Genomic DNA, 14,910 nt, shown 5'->3' on the forward strand with positions numbered 1-14,910 from the left:
GGCGGGTTCAGTGCACCGGAGGGTCGGTGCGGGGGATCTGCCGCACGGGCGCGACCGGCTCGCCGGGTTCGCGCGGGGGCCGCGCATCCTCTGGCACGTCGTCGATCTGCATGTCACGGGTACGCACGTCTTCCAGATTGCGCACGCGCACGTGCAGGGTGGTGCCGTTCCAGGTGAGCTCGTTGAAGCTCGGCGGGGTCGAGCGAGTCCGCTTCGACAGCGTGCCCGCGCCGATCATGCGAACAGGGCCGTTCGGCGTCTCTTCGACGATATCGAAGGCGTCATGGACATGGCCGCTCAGCACGGCGAGCACCGGGCGGCGGGCGAGCGCGGCGAGCGCCCTGCTTCCGCCGCGGGTCAGCGCCGTGCCGGCCGTGCCGACCTCGCGTAGCGGATGATGGCAGGTGACGAGCGCCTGCACGCCCTCAGGCAAGGCATCGATCGCGGCGAGGCATTTTTTAAGCGCCCTGCGGCTGACCCAGCCCTTCGACCAGTTGAAGCGCGGCTGCGCGCGCACCGCCGTCTTCAGAGGGACGATCGCCAGGCCCGGCATGTCGATCTCACGCTCGATCCGGTCCGCGATCCCGCGGATGCGGCGATAGGGCTCGAAGAACCGCTCGATCAGATTGAAGTAGGGCAGATCGTGGTTGCCGACTTCCACCGTCACCGGCACGTCGAGCGACTTGATCCAGTGGCACGCGGCATCGAACTCGCGGGTGCGGGCGCGCATGGTCAGGTCGCCCGTGATCGCCACCGCATCCGGAGCCTGTTCGGCGATCTCCTGCTTCACCCAGTCAAGCGCGCGATTGTCCTCGAGCCCGAAGTGAATGTCGCTCAGGTGGAAGAGGAGCGTTTTGTCAGCAGCCATTCTCTGTTGCTAGCAGATCGACCTCGCACGCGGCCACGGTGAATTCCTCGTGCGCACGCCCTTGCGCGTGTTCGCCGTCGATCAGGAGGCCGATCGTCTCGCCGTCGCGGTCGGCCACTTCGAGGTGGTCCACGAGCCCCAGCCGGTCATGCGGCCCCTCGCGGAACTGGCGGCGCAGGAGCGCCCAGCCCTGCTGGAGGAATTCACCCGCGTTCTCGGCATGATAGGCGTCGATCTGAAGGCCCCACTGGCCGGGGGTGATCTCGATCAGAGGGTAGCCGTCGTCGGAGCCGAAGCGGGGCTTGACGCAGCGCAGCATCGAACCGCCGGTGGTTTCCGCAAGCGCCTCCCCCGCACTTTCGGCAGCGGCGGCGATGTCGACCTCGCGCAAGGCCTCGCGCACGGCATACCAGGCGGTGCCTGGCCCGGCGAGAAGCCCCGCCAGCGCATCGCCATGAGTCGTCCGTGCCACCATCGGCCTCACCCGCCGCGCGGCGCCCGCGCCGGCGCGAGCGACAATCTCCTCGGTCGGCGATTCTCCGTGGAGCCGCTTGGCCAGCAGGTTCATCGTTCCGCCGGGCAGCACGAGAATCGCTCCGCTCCAACCGTAGAGGCCCGTTACCGCGGCGTTGACCGTCCCGTCGCCGGCGTAGATCGCCAGCGTCTCGACGCCGGCCGCGTCGAGCGCGGCAGCATCGGGCAGTGGTTCATCCGGAAAGGCTATGCGCCGTTCGAGTGCAAAGCCGTTGTCGCCGCAGCAGGTCTCCAGCGCCTCCACCGCGGCCGGGCTGTTGCTGCCGCTTGCGGGGTTGGCGATCAGCCAGATCGGGCGCGCTTCGTTCATGACCCGATAGCGCCGGAAGCGGCCATGCGTTCCGGCGCTCAGACCCGGCCGCTCAGGATCAGCCAGGCCGAAGCCATGTTGAGCGCGGTGTAGAGCAGATAGGCCCAGGCCAGCGCCGGCCAGCCGTTAGCTACCAGCAGCATTGCGGCGAGCAGCACGAGGAATTCGGTCACCAGCGTGATCCGACCGCCGAGCATGTGCACGAACCACGGCATCCGGCCGAGGAGCGGATGGCCGCTTTCGAGCACCGCCTTGTGCAAGGCGAAGTTTCCGATCCCGAGAATGAAGATGAGGATCACGACCATCACCGCATCATGCACCAGCGCCGGTCGCTTGCCAAACGCGGTTCGTCGGGCGGTTCGGTGCATCGGTCGGGAGGGCGCATCCCCGGTCGACGGTTGGCGGCACGCAGTCGATGGACGCGCGCGGACATGGCCCGGCAGGCGTATCCATCGATCTTGCGAGAGGGCCTTCTCCCCTCACACGGCCCTCTCGCAAGATGGAGGACACGAACCATGAAACGCCACCTTATCGCCATGACCGCAGCCGCCGTTCTCGGCGCGGCTGCCAGCCCGGCTGTCGCGGAAAGCCTGTCCATTCCCTACAAGGATCTGAACCTCGCCTCGGCCGAAGGGCAGAAGACGCTCGATCACCGCATCGAGAGCGCGGTGCGCGATTTCTGCGGAATGAACGAGACGACGACCGGTTCGCGCATCGTCTCGGGCGAATCCCGGCAATGCTACACCGAGACGAAGAAGCAGGCGCAGAAGCAATTCGCCGCCATCGTCGAGCGGCATCGGCTCGGCGGCTGAAACACTCCACAGCCGCTGCTCGGCCCGAACCGGTTCAGTCCCCCGGTTCGGGCCGACTTGCGTCTGGGCGGCAGCTAGCGGCCTGCCATCGCCTTGACCTTCGGCAGATAGGTCCGCCCGATCCGCAGGGCGTCACCGCCTTCGAGTTCGGCCGACCATACCCCCAGCCCGTCATGGCGCAGACCGCGGATGCGATCCTTGCGCAGGATCGTGGACCGGTGGATGCGGATGAACGCCCCCGGATCGAGCCGCTCTTCCAATCCCGCAATCGTCTGCAGCAGCAGATAGCTGCGATCGCCGAGATGAAGGCGCACGTAGTCGCGCTCGGCATCGATCCGGTGGACCTGATCGACGTCGACCCGCAGCAGCTCGGAACGATGCGGCACCCACAGTTCCTTTAGCCACCGGCTTTCGCCACGCGTCGGGCGCGCACCGCGCGAGACCGCGCGTTCGATGGCGCGTGCCAGCCGGTCGTGCGCGACGGGCTTGAGAACGTAGTCGACTGCATCGAGATCGAACGCCTCGACCGCGAAGTGATCGTGCGCGGTGACGAAGATCACTGCCGGCCGCCGGTCCCGCTCCGCCAGCTTGCGCGCCACGGCAAGCCCGTCGACCTCCGGCATCGTCATGTCGAGCAGGACGAGGTCGGGTGTCAGCGCCTCGATCAGCCTTAGCGCGGCGGCCCCGTCGCTCGCCGTGCCGACCACGGCCAGTTGCGGCAGCTTGGCGCAGATCACCTGCATGCGTTCGACGGCGAGCGGCTCGTCGTCGACGATCAGGGTGCGCAGCGGTTCGGTGTCTTTGTCGTCAGCCATGATTCACCAGCGGAATGCGGATTTCGGTGAGATAGCCACCATCGACCGGGCCGGAGGTGACCGTCGCCTCGTTGCCGAAGCGGGCCTGGAGGCGGTCGCGGACGTTTGCGAGGCCGATGCCGAAGCCCGAATCGCAGGCGTGCGATGCACCGGGCCCGTCGTCCTCGACGGTGATCGCCAGCCGGCCGTAGTCCTCGCGCGCGGCAATGCGGATCGTCACCGGCGCCTTGTGTGGGGCGACGGCGTATTTGACCGAATTCTCGACCAGCGGCTGCAGGATCATGCCCGGCACGCGCGCCTCGGCGAGCTCCTCCGGCAAGTCGAACACGGCCGCGAGCCGATCAGGGAAGCGAACCGCCTCGATTGCAAGATACTGGCGCTGCAGCTCGAACTCGTCGGTCAATGCGACGTCGCCGGTCGGGTCGTCCGCGAGGCTATGGCGGTAGAAGGTCGAGATCGTCTGGATCATCGTCTCGGCGCGCTCGGCCTTGCCCGTCATGACCAGGGCGGACAGCGAGTTCAGCGTGTTGAACAGGAAATGCGGATTGACCTGGTAACGCAGCGACCGAAGCTCGGCCGCCTTGGCGGCGCTGCGGAACCGCTCCTCGCGCCGCTCTGCCGCCCGCGCCTGCGCGCCGGCAACCATCGCGAAATAGAGCGAAGCCCAGGCGAGCAGGAGGAAATAGCGCCCCAGCGCGATATCGACGACCTGCAGCCACTGGTCGACCTTGGACGGAGCAGGGGCGATCATGACGCTGGTCGGCGCTGTCGCCGCAACCCCATCGCGGACTCCCAGGCCGGTCAGATCATGGAACCGTTCGGGCGGGATATCGACCAGGAGATTCCCGGCCTCGTCACGGCGAATATTGATCCCGCGCTCCTCGCCGTAGTTTTTTTCGACCTGACGCTGGATATCGGCGAAGATCCACTGGTTGGTCTGCGCGATCGGGATCGAGATCGGAATGGCCACCAACACCGCGGCGAGAATCTTCATCCACAAGGCGCGATCGTCGAACAGCCGGAGGATCGCCCACAGCAGTATCGTCATACCGATGCCGACCAGCGTGACGACGCCGCGGCGCCAGAGCATTTCCGCGTGTGGCTCGAACCCGAGAATAGTGCCGCGCACGGTGGTGAGCACGAGGTAGCACAGCCACAACCCGGTCATCGAAGCGAGGACGGTGACGACCGGCACGCGGGTGCGGTCTTCGGAGGATATCTGTCGAGCCATGATCCGGACTTTCGCTCTAGCCGCGAACGGTCCCGCCCGACCAGCGCGGTCGTCGGAACGCTTCTGCGCTTCGTCGAACAGCCGTCACGCGCCTTCGAGCAGGCCCTCGCGTGCGATCCGCTCCTTCCACTGCGCCGGCGCGAGGGTATGGACGTTGTTGCCCTGGGCATCGACCGCGACCGTCACCGGCATGTCCTCGACGGTGAACTCGTAGATCGCCTCCATACCGAGATCCTCGAACGCGACGACCTTGGCTTCCTTGATCGCACGCGCGACGAGATAGGCCGCGCCGCCGGTCGCCATCAGGTACGCGACCTTGAACCGGCTGATCACCTGAACCGCATCATGCCCGCGCTCGGCCTTGCCGATCATCGCGAGCAGGCCGAGGTCGAGCATCATCTCAGTGAACTTGTCCATTCGCGTCCCGGTGGTCGGGCCCGCAGGGCCGACGACCTCGCCCAGGACGGGATCGACCGGGCCGACGTAGTAGATCGCGCGGCCGCGAAAATCGACCGGCAGCTTCTCGCCCTTCGCCAGCATGTCGTGAATGCGCTTGTGCGCCGCATCGCGCCCCGTGAGCATCTTTCCGGAAAGCAGCAGCCGGTCGCCGTGCTGCCAGCTTTCGACTTCTTCCTTCGTCAGCGTGTCGAGATTCACGCGCCGGGCGGCCGCGTCGGGCTTCCAGTGCACGTCCGGCCATTCGTCCAGCTTCGGCGGCTCGAGATAGGTCGGCCCAGAGCCGTCGAGCGTGAAATGCGCGTGGCGCGTCGCCGCGCAGTTCGGAATCATCGCCACCGGCTTGCCCGCTGCGTGACAGGGGGCGTCGAGGATCTTCACGTCGAGCACCGTCGAAAGCCCGCCGAGGCCCTGTGCGCCGACGCCTTGCGCGTTCACCGCGTCGTAGATCTCGATCCGGAGCCGCTCGATATCGCTTTGCGGCCCGCGCGCCTTGAGCTGCGCCATGTCGATCGGCTCCATCAGGCTCTGCTTGGCGAGCTTGACGCAGTGCTCGGCCGTGCCGCCGATGCCGATCCCGAGCATGCCGGGCGGGCACCAGCCGGCGCCCATCGAGGGGATCTGCTCGAGCACCCAGGCGACGATGTTGTCGCTCGGGTTCATCATCTTGAACTTCGACTTGTTCTCGCTGCCGCCGCCCTTGGCCGCGACGTCGACCGACACGGTGCTCCCCGGCACCATTTCGACCGAGAGCACGCAGGGCGTATTGTCGCGCGTGTTGCGGCGGGTGAAAGCTGGATCGGCGAGGATCGACGCGCGCAGCTTGTTGTCGGGGTGGGTGTAGGCGCGCCGCACCCCTTCGTCGACGACGTCCTGCAGGCTCCGGGGCGAATCGAGGCGGCAGTCCTGCCCCCACTTGATGAAGACGTTGACGATCCCGGTGTCCTGGCAGATCGGCCGGTGCCCTTCGGCGCACATGCGGCTGTTGGTCAGGATCTGCGCGATCGCATCCTTCGCGGCCGGGCCCTGCTCCGCTTCGTAGGCGGCGCCGAGCGCACGGATATAGTCCATCGGATGGTAGTAGGAGATGTACTGGAGCGCGTCCGCCACGCTCTCGATCAGGTCCCCCTCGCGGATCGTTACGAGGGGCCGCCCATCAAAGTCGCTCATCGAAGCCAGGTTCCTTCCTATCGATTGGCGAATCCCATAGGCGCGCTCCCCACCTAGCGTCAAAGCGCTTGGCCGGGCGGGGCGATACGCCTAAAGCCATGCCCGATTGACCAACTGTATTAAGCGTGTAATACAGCGCGCCGAGGCCCATATGACACTTGCCGAAACCCGCACCCTACAGACCAGCGCCGGCCAGACCAGCGCCGCTCAGGCCGGCTTCGCCGCCGCTCGCCGCGCGATGATCGACAGCCAGCTCCGCACCAGCGGCGTCAACGACGCGGGCGTGCTCCAGCGCATGGCAGCCGTGGCGCGCGAGGCGCACGTTCCGGAAGGCGCGCGCGGGGTCGCCTACATGGATCGCGGAATCGCCTTCGACGATGGAGGGCACATTGCCGCACCGCTGTTCTACGGAATGGCCATGCAGGAAGCGCGCCCCGACGCGAGCGACGAGGTTCTCGTGGTCGATGGCGGCAGCGGCTATCTGCCGGCGCTGATCGATCCGCTGGTCAAGTCGGTCAAGGCGATCGCGCCCGAACAGGCGCTCGGTTCGCTGCGCGGCACGTTCTCACTGATCCTGATCGACGGGGCGGTTGAGCAGTTTCCCGACACGCTGACCCGGCGCCTCGCGGAGGACGGGCGAGTCGTGGCCGGCCTCGTCGAGGATGGCGTGACCCGGCTCGCCGCGGGGCGCCCGGCGGGCGGCGCGATCGGCTGGCTCCGCCTGGCCGAGATGGGCATTCCGCGCCTGAGGCAGTTCGACACGCCGAAACGATGGAGCTTCTGACAATGAGGAGGAGGGGGGCGAAGCTGGCCTTGCTGGCCGGGGCGACGCTCGTCGCTGCGCCGGCGAGCGCCGATACGCTGCGCGAGGCGCTGGTCGAAGCCTATCGCGGCAATCCGACCCTCCAGTCGGCCCGGGCGCAGCAGCGCGCGACCGACGAGAACGTCCCGATCGAAAAGTCCGCGGGGCGCCCCGACATCGGCGCGACCGGACGATACACCGAATACCTCAAGCAAAGCTCGACCGATTTCGCCGCGCCCGAGCGCGTAGTGAATCTCGGCGTCGAACTCGGCGTGCCGATCTATTCGGGCGGCGCCGTGAAGAACGCCGTGCGCGCGGCCGAGGAACGGGTCCAGGCCGGCCAAGCCGATCTGCGCGGCACCGAATCGACTGTCTTCAACCAGGTCGTCGCCGCCTACATGGACGTGATCCGTAATGAAGCGATCGTCGGGCTCGCTGCCAATCAGGTCGACGTGCTGTCGACCAACCTGCAGGCGACCAGCGACCGGTTCGAGATCGGCGATCTGACGCGCACCGACGTGGCACAATCCGAAGCGCGCCTCGCAGTCGCCCAAAGCGACCTACGGGCGGCCCAGGCGAACCTGATCGCCGCACGCGAGGACTACATCGCGCTCGTCGGCCAGGCGCCGACCGATCTGCAGCCGCCCCCGCCGCTGCCCGGACTGCCGAGCACCCCGGACGAGGCCGTGGCCGTGGCGCTGGAGAACAATCCCGACCTCATCGCGGCGCGCGAGCGTGCCGAGGCAGCCGGATACGACATAGAGGTCGCCGGCGCGGGCCGGCTGCCGCGCGTTTCCCTGTTCACGGGCTACACTTACGACAACTACCTCGGCACGCTCGGCGGCGCGATCGTCGACGATCCGACGGTTCCCCGCGATGACGTCTCGCAGACGTCCTCGGGCGCGCAAGCCGGCGTTTCGATCTCCATCCCGATCTTTCAGGGCGGGCGCCCCGCCGCGTTGCAGCGGCAGGCGCAAGCACGCGCCTCGGCTGCGCTGGAGGACATCATCGCGGCCGAGCGCGATGTGATCGCACAGGTCCGTGCCGCCTACTCAAGCTGGCAGGCCTCGCTCGCGATCATCGAGAGCTCGCAGGCCGCCGTCTCCGCCGCCGACCTGAGCCTCGAAGGCGTGCGCGCGGAAAATTCGATCGGCAACCGCACCATCCTCGACGTACTCAATGCCGAGCAGGAACTGCTGAACGCCCAGGTCGAGCTCGTGACCGCGCGGCGCAACGCCTACGTCGCAGGATTCAGCCTGCTTGCCGCCATGGGCCGCGCCGAGGCGCGCGATCTGGGGCTGGATAGCGAAGGGCTGCTCTACGACCCGCAGCTCAACTTCGAACGGGTCGAAGGCAAGTGGTTCGACTGGGACCGCGATCCCGACCCGGTGCCGCAATCGACGAGAACCGTTGACATCCCCGCACAGGATGCGGAGATTCTCGGCAGTGAATCGCAGCCCGCCTCGGTAATCGACTGAGCGGGTGGAACCCGGGGTACTCGGCAACATGCGTCAGCAGGGCGAAGCGTCCGTCGAGGAGATCCTCGAATCGATCAAGAAGGTGATCGCGCGCGACAATCGCACGATCGCGACGGAGACGCGCCGCCGGCGCGAGGAAGAGGGCTTGGCAAATCCCAGCCCGGTCGGCGAAGGGGGCATGGAAGAGGTCCTCGACCTCGGTGCGGCCGAATTCGTCGAACAGGCGGACGACGATGACGAGAGCTCGCCCCTGACGACCGATGCGGTGCGCGATTCGCTGCGCGAGAACCTCGCCGCGCTCGCCATGCTGGCAGAGCCGGGCGTGCCGCCACAGATCGTCCGTTCCGGCGAGACCTCGCTCGAGGGGCTGGCGCGCGACATGCTGCGCCCGATGCTGGCGGAATGGCTGGACCGGAACCTGCCCGAAATGGTCGAAAGGCTGGTGAAGGCGGAAATCGCGCGGATTGCCGGCAAGCGCGGCTGACGCGCGGCCTAAACCGCTTTCCCCATGCTCGCCGAGCCGCTAGGCCGTGGCGCATGATCAGAAGAACGGGTTTCGCAATCTCGCTCGCCGCGCTGGCCTTCGCCGCGCCTTCCCTTGCCCAGGACACCGCGCCGATGACGGCGCAGGATCTCGTGACCATGCCGCGCCTCGGTGCGCCAGTCGCATCGCCCGACGGCCGGTTCGCGATCTACGCCGTCACCTCGACCAATCCCGAAAGCTACGCCCGCACGACGACGCTCTACCTGCGCGATCTCGCGGCGCCCCAGGCGAAGGCGCTCGCACTCGATCTGGGCGGCAGCGCGAGCAGCCCGGCCTTCGGCGCCGACGGCTCGCTCTACTTCCTCTCCGACCGCGGCGCCGGCGGAACGAGCCAGGTGTGGCGCGCCGCGCTGGACGCGAGCGGCACCGCCGGCAGCCCTGCTCAGGTGACCAATGTCGCTGCCGACGTCGCGGGCTTCGAACTCTCGCCCGACGGCCGCAAGATCGCGCTGTTCGGCGACGTGGCGCGCGACTGCCCGACCTTCGGCTGCGAAGGCGATGGCACCGCACATCTTCCTGGGCCGGGCGACGGCCTCCTTTACAGCTCGGAAGACGGTTTCGTCCGCCACTGGGATACCTGGGAGACACCCGGCACTTTCGGCCGCGTGTTCGCCTTCGACCTCGTCGACGGGAAGGCCGCAGGCGCCGGCATCCCGCTCGACGGCCCCGCCGGGGAGGGCGCGCTCGTGGGCGACACCCCGACCAAGCCGTTCGGTGGCGGAGAGGAGATCGCCTGGGCGCCCGACGCCTCGGGCCTGTTCTTCGCTGCGCGGCGATCGGACGCGGCCGAACCGACGTCGACCAACGTCGACATCTGGTGGAATGATCTGACCGGCGGTGCGCCGGTCAACCTCACCGAGACCAACGAGGCGACCGATACGCTACCCGCACCGTCGCCCGACGGTAAGTGGCTCGCCTACGCCGCGATGGCGCGCCCGGGCTATGAGGCCGACCGGCTGGTGATCCACCTGCGGAATCTTGCGACCGGGGAAACCCGCGCGCTGACCGAGAGCTTCGATCGCTCGTTCGGCTCGCTCGCCTGGACGCCCGACTCGCGCTGGATCGTCGCCACCGCGCAGGACGTGCTCGACACGCCCGCGTTCCGCATCGACCCGGCGAGCGGCGAAGTCCAGGAACTCGACCTCATGGCCGGCAACGAGGCGCACGTCGGCAATGTCGTGCCGCTCGCCGGCGAGCGGCTGCTGTTTACCCGCGATTCGATCGGCGCACCGCCGGAGCTGTTCCTCTCGCACGGCTGGCAGCAGGCCATGCCGCTGACGGAAGTGGCCGGGCGCCACCTCGGCCGGCTGGCGCCGATCGTCAGCCACCGCTTCAGCTTCATCGGCGCGGGCGGCGATACGGTGTGGGGCCAGATCACCAAGCTCGACGGTCGCGACGGCCCCATGCCCGCGATCCTCTACGTTCATGGCGGGCCGCAGGGCTCGTTCAACGACGCATGGTCCACGCGCTGGAACCCGCGCGTGGTCGCTAGTCAGGGCTATGCCGTGATCTCGGTCGATTTCCACGGGTCGACCGGCTACGGTCAGGCCTTCACCGACGCCATCAACCGCGACTGGGGCGGCAAGCCGCTCGAGGACCTGCAGAAGGGCCTCGCCGCTGCGCTCGCACTCGATCCGCAGATCGACGGCACGCGCGCCTGTGCCATGGGCGCGAGCTACGGCGGCTACATGATGAACTGGATCGCCGGGCGCTGGCCCGACCGGTTCGACTGCCTGGTGCAGCACGACGGCCTGTTCGACATGCGCAGCTTCTACTACGCGACCGAGGAACTGTGGTTTCCCCGCTGGGACTTCGGCGGCTCCTACGCCGAGAACCCCGAACTCTACGAGAAGTGGAACCCTGTGCACCACGTCGGCAACTGGAAGACGCCGATGCTGGTGGTGACGGGCCAGAAGGATTTCCGCGTCCCCTACACCCAGGCACTAGGCGCCTTCACCGCCCTGCAGGAGCAGGACGTGCCGGCGCAGCTGCTCGTCTTCCCGGAGGAGAACCACTGGGTGCTGGACGCGAAGAACTCGCTGCAATGGCACCAGACGGTCTTCGCCTGGCTCGACCGCTGGCTCGGGAAGGAATGACCGGGGCGACGGATCTCGCCAAGGCGCGGACGGCGCTCGCCAAGATCGGCGGCGAGACGATCGAGCGCCACATCTTCCTCTGCGCACTGTCGGAAAAGCAGAAATGCTGCCGGCGCGAGGAGGGCGAACGGGCCTGGAAGTATCTCAAGAAGCGGCTGAAGGAGCTCGGCCTTGCCGGGCCGAAGCGGGCCGACGGCTCGGGCGGCGTGCAGCGAACCAAGGCCGATTGCCTGCAGATTTGCGAGGCGGGGCCGATCGCGCTCGTCTGGCCCGACCGGGTCTGGTATCACTCGTGCAGCGAGCCCGTGCTCGAGCGGATCATCCAGCAGCATCTGATCGGCGGCGAACCGGTCGAGGAGTTCCGCCTGCAAGCGCCCGAAGGCGGCTAGCGCGCGCTAGGCCGGCGTTCCCCAGGGCGTGCAGTCGGGGTCGAGACCGACCAGATTCCGCCTGAGCGCGGCGCGCGCCAGCCGCTCCACCTCGACCTTGCGCCGCGCGGCGGCGAGCGGGTGCGAGGGCGCAGGCCGGACGATCTCCGCATCGTAGCCGTCGGCGACGATCACCCCGCAGCAATCGGGCCGGTAATCGGCACCCTCGAGCGGGCCGCGGTCGAGCCCCACGGGCAGCCCCCAATAGAAACGGTCGCAGAAGTCGAGGTAGTCGGGCCACTTGCCGTCGCCGAGCAGGTCGGCGCGGCTCACCTTGATCTCGACGATCACGATCCGCCCTTTCGCGTCGATTCCCATCAGGTCCGCCCGGCGGCCGTTGCGCAGCGGCATCTCGGACAGGCACCAGACGTCATTGCGCGCGAAGAGGCGGCAGATGCCGCGCGCGACATCGGCGGCGGTGGCATTCGCGGCGGCCGGGACGGCAGCAGGCTGCGAGTTCAGAACGCGATTCATGCCCCATGACTGGAACAAACGGCGAACTCGGTCAACCGGTTTGCGGCGGATACATGCGGATCAGGCGCTGCGGCGCGGGCCCATGATCCCGGCTTCCGGCGCGAGCGCGAGCAAGGCGTCGCGTGCGGCGCGGTATTCCTCCCACAGCGTGAGCGCGGCGCCGCTGGCGTCGTGCCCGCGCGCCTTCACGGCGAGCAGGGCGGAGAGGCCCGGCTGGAGCATCGCGCTCAGATCGGCCATGCCGTCGCGCGCCAGTTCGAGCCGCCAGCCGCCGGCATCCCGGACGGCGGCGACAAAGCCGCGCTCGGCCGCACTCGGGTTCTCCGCTGCAACCCCTGCCAGCATCGCGACTGCCGTGCCCGCATCGAGCATGGCCGACCACTGCGCGCTCAGCGACGCTTCGCCGCCGCGCAGCTCGCGCTGGGTCTGATCGGGAGGAAACGGCGCATTCATGCCGTCCGCCTAGCATCCATCGACTTGCCAAATCGCTAATGCCGCGTCCGCGCGCAGCCGGACCGGCAAATTCGCCTAGCAAGCCGCCGTCGCCTTTGCTAAGCGCCGCGCTCGCTCACGCACCCGTAGCTCAGCTGGATAGAGCGCTGCCCTCCGAAGGCAGAGGTCACAGGTTCGAATCCTGTCGGGTGCGCCATTGCTCATAGATCCAGCGCGACGTGCGCATCTCGCCGAAGGGCGACCGAATCTCGGTCAGCCGCCTGCGTGGTCGCTCCGGCACAGACTGTGGTCGGCGAGCGTTTCGATGATGCGGCAGTTCCCGACCGAACCGCCGCGGCACTGGCCGATCATACGGTTCAGTTCCTCCCGCAGCAGAACCAGGCGCGCGATCTTGTCCTTGACGGCGCGCAAATGGCCCGACGCGATCCGGTCCGCGTCGGCGCAGTCGCGCTCGGGCTGGTCGGCCAGGTCGAGGAGCGAGCGGATATCGGCGATGTCGAAGCCGAGCCGGCGTGCGTGGCGAATGAAGTTCAGATGGTCGAGATGCGCCGGCGTGTAGCTGCGATAGTTGCCGCTCGTCCGTTCTGCCTGGGGCAGCAGGCCGATGCGTTCGTAGTACCGCACCGTTTCGACCTTGGTGCCGGTCGCCTTCGCCAGTTCGCCGATTTTCAGACGCATGCTCTTGACCCTGTAGCAGCTACAGGGTGCATATGGGGCGCCGACTCGGAAATTGTCCAGGAGACGGCATAATGGCAGGCGGGTGCTGCAGCAGCTCGTGTTCGAGCACCGGCGGAAACAACGATCCGCGCTGGCGGCGCGCGCTGTGGATCGCGCTCGCGGTAAACTTCGGAATGTTCGGAGCGGAGATCGTCGCCGGCGCAGCCGCGGACTCGCGCGCGCTGATGGCCGACGCGCTGGATTTCTTCGGCGACGCCGCCAACTACGCGATCAGCCTGGCCGTTGCCGGCCTCGCGCTGACGTGGCGTTCCCGCGCGGCGCTGTTCAAGGGGGGCACGCTGATCGTGCTCGGGCTGTGGGTGCTCGGCAGCAGCATCTACGCCGCGATAGCCGGGGCCGACCCGCACGCCGGCACCATGGGCGCCATCGGCGTGCTGGCCCTGCTTGCCAACACCGGCGTCGCTCTCCTGCTCTACCGCTTCCGGACGGGGGACGCGAACATGCGCTCCGTCTGGATCTGCTCGCGCAACGACGCGATCGGCAACATCGCGGTCGTGGCCGCCGCGGCGGGCGTCTTCGGCACCGGCACAGCCTGGCCCGACCTGATCGTTGCGGCGGTGCTCGCGGCGCTGGGTCTCTCGGGCGGCGCACAGATCATGCGCGAGGCCTCGAAGGAATTGCGCCGCGAGCGCGCACCGCAGCCGGCGGAATAGTCCGCGCGTCGGTGCTTGGGCTAGGCGCCCGCCAACTCCGCCGCGTTGGCCGCGAGCGCGATCGAGCCAAGCGGCCCGGCCAGGACGCCCAGCTTGGGCTGGACGATGAAATCGCCCGAGTCCGGCAGATCGATATAGCCGTTCAGGCTGTCGATCAGCCGCGCCTCGATCCGGCCGAGCAGGTGAGCCTGGCTCGACACGACGCCGCCGCCGATCGCAATGCGGTGCGGGCCGGTCGTGCAGACGAGATCGTGGCACATCGCAGCCAGCGCATCGACGATCGCGGTCCAGACCGGATCGTCGGGCGCGATGTCGCGCACCCGCTGCTCGCCCAGACGGGCCTTCAAGGCGGTGCCCGATGCGAGGCCCTCGACGCAGTCCTCGTGGAAACGGCACACGCTGCGGTGCGCATCGCCCGGAGTGCGGGGCACACGCAGATGCCCGATCTCGCTGTGGCCGATGCCCCGCGTCGGGCGGCCGTGGACGATCAGCCCGACGCCGACGCCGGTCCCGACGGTGACATAGGCGAAGTCGTCGAGCCCTTGCGCACAGCCCCAGCGGATTTCGGCAAGGGCGGCGCCGTTGACGTCGGTATCGAAGGCGGTCGGCACGTCGAACGTGGTCGACAGGCGATGCAACACGTCGGTGCCGGACCAGCCGGGCTTGTTGGTTCTCAGGATCTGTCCGTACCGTTCGGACGCGGGCCTCAGCTCGATCGGCCCGAAGGACGCGATGCCGAGAGCGCGAAACCCGCCGTCGAGCCGCCACTTGTGCAGGATGCCCGCGATCGCCGGCAAGGTCTCGTCGGGCTCGGTCGTCGGAATCGTCCGCTGATCGAGCACGGCGCCGGGACCATGCGCGAGGGTGACGATGCATTTCGTCCCCCCCAGCTCGACACCTGCGAACGGTAACTGTCGTATCTGGCCATCGTCCCTGGCGCTCATTCGCATGCCCCCGGAGCGTCGAAGTGCATCAGTCTCTCCTTGTCAATCGATCTGGCGCGCGAGAGCGCGGAACGAAGTCGCGCATCGCGTGCGAACGCTGCGCC

General features: G+C 68.1%; 17 protein-coding genes and 1 tRNA gene. 8 read left to right on the plus strand and 10 right to left on the minus strand.

The genetic code is table 11. From position 1 onward, the window contains the following. Nucleotides 1-7 precede the first annotated feature (7 nt). From AC3A5N_RS11140 to AC3A5N_RS11150, 3 genes are read right to left on the minus strand one after another with little or no spacing between them, the layout of a single operon-like run. Nucleotides 8-868, minus strand: a complete 861-nt coding sequence (locus AC3A5N_RS11140; protein ID WP_487737394.1) for a metallophosphoesterase family protein — start codon at nt 866-868, stop codon at nt 8-10. Continuing rightward, entirely contained in the window at nt 858-1,712 is an 855-nt protein-coding gene (locus AC3A5N_RS11145) for a diacylglycerol kinase family protein (protein WP_487737395.1), read from the minus strand. The genes AC3A5N_RS11140 and AC3A5N_RS11145 overlap by 11 nt, the downstream gene beginning before the upstream one ends. Nucleotides 1,713-1,750: 38 nt before the next feature. Continuing rightward, entirely contained in the window at nt 1,751-2,017 is a 267-nt protein-coding gene (locus AC3A5N_RS11150) for a hypothetical protein (RefSeq protein WP_487737396.1), read from the minus strand. 210 nt (nt 2,018-2,227) lie between these two features. Here AC3A5N_RS11150 and AC3A5N_RS11155 point away from each other — a divergent pair, with 210 nt between their 5' ends. Next, nucleotides 2,228-2,524, plus strand: coding sequence for a UrcA family protein (locus tag AC3A5N_RS11155; RefSeq protein ID WP_487737397.1), 297 nt, complete (start codon nt 2,228-2,230; stop codon nt 2,522-2,524). 74 nt (nt 2,525-2,598) lie between these two features. Here AC3A5N_RS11155 and AC3A5N_RS11160 read toward each other — a convergent pair whose 3' ends face one another. From AC3A5N_RS11160 to AC3A5N_RS11170, 3 genes are all read right to left on the minus strand, one after another. Next, complete coding sequence (locus AC3A5N_RS11160; RefSeq protein WP_487737398.1) at nt 2,599-3,339, minus strand: LytR/AlgR family response regulator transcription factor; 741 nt, start codon at nt 3,337-3,339, stop codon at nt 2,599-2,601. Beyond that, the gene (locus tag AC3A5N_RS11165) at nt 3,332-4,570 is read right to left on the minus strand and encodes a sensor histidine kinase (protein WP_487737399.1); all 1,239 of its coding nucleotides are present in this window, start codon (nt 4,568-4,570) and stop codon (nt 3,332-3,334) included. The genes AC3A5N_RS11160 and AC3A5N_RS11165 overlap by 8 nt, the downstream gene beginning before the upstream one ends. An 84-nt stretch (nt 4,571-4,654) precedes the next feature. Then, the gene (locus AC3A5N_RS11170) at nt 4,655-6,196 is read right to left on the minus strand and encodes a fumarate hydratase (protein WP_487737400.1); all 1,542 of its coding nucleotides are present in this window, start codon (nt 6,194-6,196) and stop codon (nt 4,655-4,657) included. A gap of 151 nt (nt 6,197-6,347) precedes the next feature. On the opposite strand from AC3A5N_RS11170, the gene AC3A5N_RS11175 reads away from it, so the two are divergent. Genes AC3A5N_RS11175 through AC3A5N_RS11195 form a run of 5 tightly spaced genes read left to right on the plus strand, consistent with a single transcriptional unit; the run spans nt 6,348 to nt 11,505 of the window. After that, nucleotides 6,348-6,980, plus strand: a complete 633-nt coding sequence (locus AC3A5N_RS11175; protein ID WP_487737401.1) for a protein-L-isoaspartate O-methyltransferase family protein — start codon at nt 6,348-6,350, stop codon at nt 6,978-6,980. 2 nt (nt 6,981-6,982) lie between these two features. Then, on the plus strand, nt 6,983-8,476 hold the full coding sequence (locus AC3A5N_RS11180; protein ID WP_487737402.1) for a TolC family outer membrane protein: 1,494 nt from the start codon (nt 6,983-6,985) through the stop codon (nt 8,474-8,476). A gap of 28 nt (nt 8,477-8,504) precedes the next feature. Further along, the gene (locus AC3A5N_RS11185) at nt 8,505-8,960 is read left to right on the plus strand and encodes a DUF2497 domain-containing protein (RefSeq protein ID WP_487737403.1); all 456 of its coding nucleotides are present in this window, start codon (nt 8,505-8,507) and stop codon (nt 8,958-8,960) included. Nucleotides 8,961-9,013: 53 nt separating this feature from the next. Then, nucleotides 9,014-11,116, plus strand: coding sequence for a dipeptidyl-peptidase 5 (locus AC3A5N_RS11190; protein ID WP_487737404.1), 2,103 nt, complete (start codon nt 9,014-9,016; stop codon nt 11,114-11,116). Then, nucleotides 11,113-11,505 carry a (2Fe-2S) ferredoxin domain-containing protein gene (locus tag AC3A5N_RS11195; protein WP_487737405.1) on the plus strand — a complete coding sequence of 131 codons (393 nt, stop codon included), beginning with the start codon at nt 11,113-11,115 and terminating at the stop codon, nt 11,503-11,505. Before AC3A5N_RS11190 ends, AC3A5N_RS11195 begins: the two co-directional genes overlap by 4 nt. A gap of 6 nt (nt 11,506-11,511) precedes the next feature. On the opposite strand, the gene AC3A5N_RS11200 is transcribed toward AC3A5N_RS11195, so the two are convergent. Both AC3A5N_RS11200 and AC3A5N_RS11205 read right to left on the minus strand, forming a co-directional pair. Next, the gene (locus AC3A5N_RS11200; protein WP_487737406.1) at nt 11,512-12,018 is read right to left on the minus strand and encodes an MmcB family DNA repair protein; all 507 of its coding nucleotides are present in this window, start codon (nt 12,016-12,018) and stop codon (nt 11,512-11,514) included. 60 nt (nt 12,019-12,078) lie between these two features. Beyond that, entirely contained in the window at nt 12,079-12,471 is a 393-nt protein-coding gene (locus AC3A5N_RS11205; protein ID WP_487737407.1) for a hypothetical protein, read from the minus strand. Between the two features lie 119 nt (nt 12,472-12,590). Here AC3A5N_RS11205 and AC3A5N_RS11210 point away from each other — a divergent pair. After that, nucleotides 12,591-12,667, plus strand: a tRNA-Arg gene (locus AC3A5N_RS11210). A 56-nt stretch (nt 12,668-12,723) separates the two neighbouring features. Here the strand turns inward: AC3A5N_RS11210 and AC3A5N_RS11215 are convergent. Continuing rightward, a complete protein-coding gene (locus tag AC3A5N_RS11215) occupies nt 12,724-13,149 on the minus strand; it encodes a MerR family transcriptional regulator (protein WP_487737408.1) in 426 nt (141 codons plus the stop codon). Between the two features lie 71 nt (nt 13,150-13,220). Between AC3A5N_RS11215 and AC3A5N_RS11220 the strand changes: the two genes are divergently transcribed. Beyond that, nucleotides 13,221-13,862, plus strand: coding sequence for a cation efflux transmembrane domain-containing protein (locus AC3A5N_RS11220; protein ID WP_487737409.1), 642 nt, complete (start codon nt 13,221-13,223; stop codon nt 13,860-13,862). Nucleotides 13,863-13,882: 20 nt separating this feature from the next. Here AC3A5N_RS11220 and AC3A5N_RS11225 read toward each other — a convergent pair whose 3' ends face one another. Next, complete coding sequence (locus tag AC3A5N_RS11225) at nt 13,883-14,806, minus strand: ROK family protein (protein WP_487737410.1); 924 nt, start codon at nt 14,804-14,806, stop codon at nt 13,883-13,885. Between the last annotated feature and the right edge of the window lie 104 nt (nt 14,807-14,910).

The sequence above is a fragment of the Pelagerythrobacter sp. Soil_C_18 genome, from assembly GCF_057657235.1.

Excerpts from the sequence above, each read along its gene's own strand:
- AC3A5N_RS11140 (WP_487737394.1), bottom strand. The coding sequence starts at position 868 with ATGGCTGCTGACAAAACGCTCCTCTTCCACCTGAGCGACATTCACTTC.
- AC3A5N_RS11145 (WP_487737395.1), bottom strand. The coding sequence starts at position 1,712 with ATGAACGAAGCGCGCCCGATCTGGCTGATCGCCAACCCCGCAAGCGGC.
- AC3A5N_RS11150 (WP_487737396.1), bottom strand. The coding sequence starts at position 2,017 with ATGGTCGTGATCCTCATCTTCATTCTCGGGATCGGAAACTTCGCCTTG.
- AC3A5N_RS11155 (WP_487737397.1), top strand. The coding sequence starts at position 2,228 with ATGAAACGCCACCTTATCGCCATGACCGCAGCCGCCGTTCTCGGCGCG.
- AC3A5N_RS11160 (WP_487737398.1), bottom strand. The coding sequence starts at position 3,339 with ATGGCTGACGACAAAGACACCGAACCGCTGCGCACCCTGATCGTCGAC.
- AC3A5N_RS11165 (WP_487737399.1), bottom strand. The coding sequence starts at position 4,570 with ATGGCTCGACAGATATCCTCCGAAGACCGCACCCGCGTGCCGGTCGTC.
- AC3A5N_RS11170 (WP_487737400.1), bottom strand. The coding sequence starts at position 6,196 with ATGAGCGACTTTGATGGGCGGCCCCTCGTAACGATCCGCGAGGGGGAC.
- AC3A5N_RS11175 (WP_487737401.1), top strand. The coding sequence starts at position 6,348 with ATGACACTTGCCGAAACCCGCACCCTACAGACCAGCGCCGGCCAGACC.
- AC3A5N_RS11180 (WP_487737402.1), top strand. The coding sequence starts at position 6,983 with ATGAGGAGGAGGGGGGCGAAGCTGGCCTTGCTGGCCGGGGCGACGCTC.
- AC3A5N_RS11185 (WP_487737403.1), top strand. The coding sequence starts at position 8,505 with ATGCGTCAGCAGGGCGAAGCGTCCGTCGAGGAGATCCTCGAATCGATC.
- AC3A5N_RS11190 (WP_487737404.1), top strand. The coding sequence starts at position 9,014 with ATGATCAGAAGAACGGGTTTCGCAATCTCGCTCGCCGCGCTGGCCTTC.
- AC3A5N_RS11195 (WP_487737405.1), top strand. The coding sequence starts at position 11,113 with ATGACCGGGGCGACGGATCTCGCCAAGGCGCGGACGGCGCTCGCCAAG.
- AC3A5N_RS11200 (WP_487737406.1), bottom strand. The coding sequence starts at position 12,018 with ATGAATCGCGTTCTGAACTCGCAGCCTGCTGCCGTCCCGGCCGCCGCG.
- AC3A5N_RS11205 (WP_487737407.1), bottom strand. The coding sequence starts at position 12,471 with ATGAATGCGCCGTTTCCTCCCGATCAGACCCAGCGCGAGCTGCGCGGC.
- AC3A5N_RS11215 (WP_487737408.1), bottom strand. The coding sequence starts at position 13,149 with ATGCGTCTGAAAATCGGCGAACTGGCGAAGGCGACCGGCACCAAGGTC.
- AC3A5N_RS11220 (WP_487737409.1), top strand. The coding sequence starts at position 13,221 with ATGGCAGGCGGGTGCTGCAGCAGCTCGTGTTCGAGCACCGGCGGAAAC.
- AC3A5N_RS11225 (WP_487737410.1), bottom strand. The coding sequence starts at position 14,806 with ATGAGCGCCAGGGACGATGGCCAGATACGACAGTTACCGTTCGCAGGT.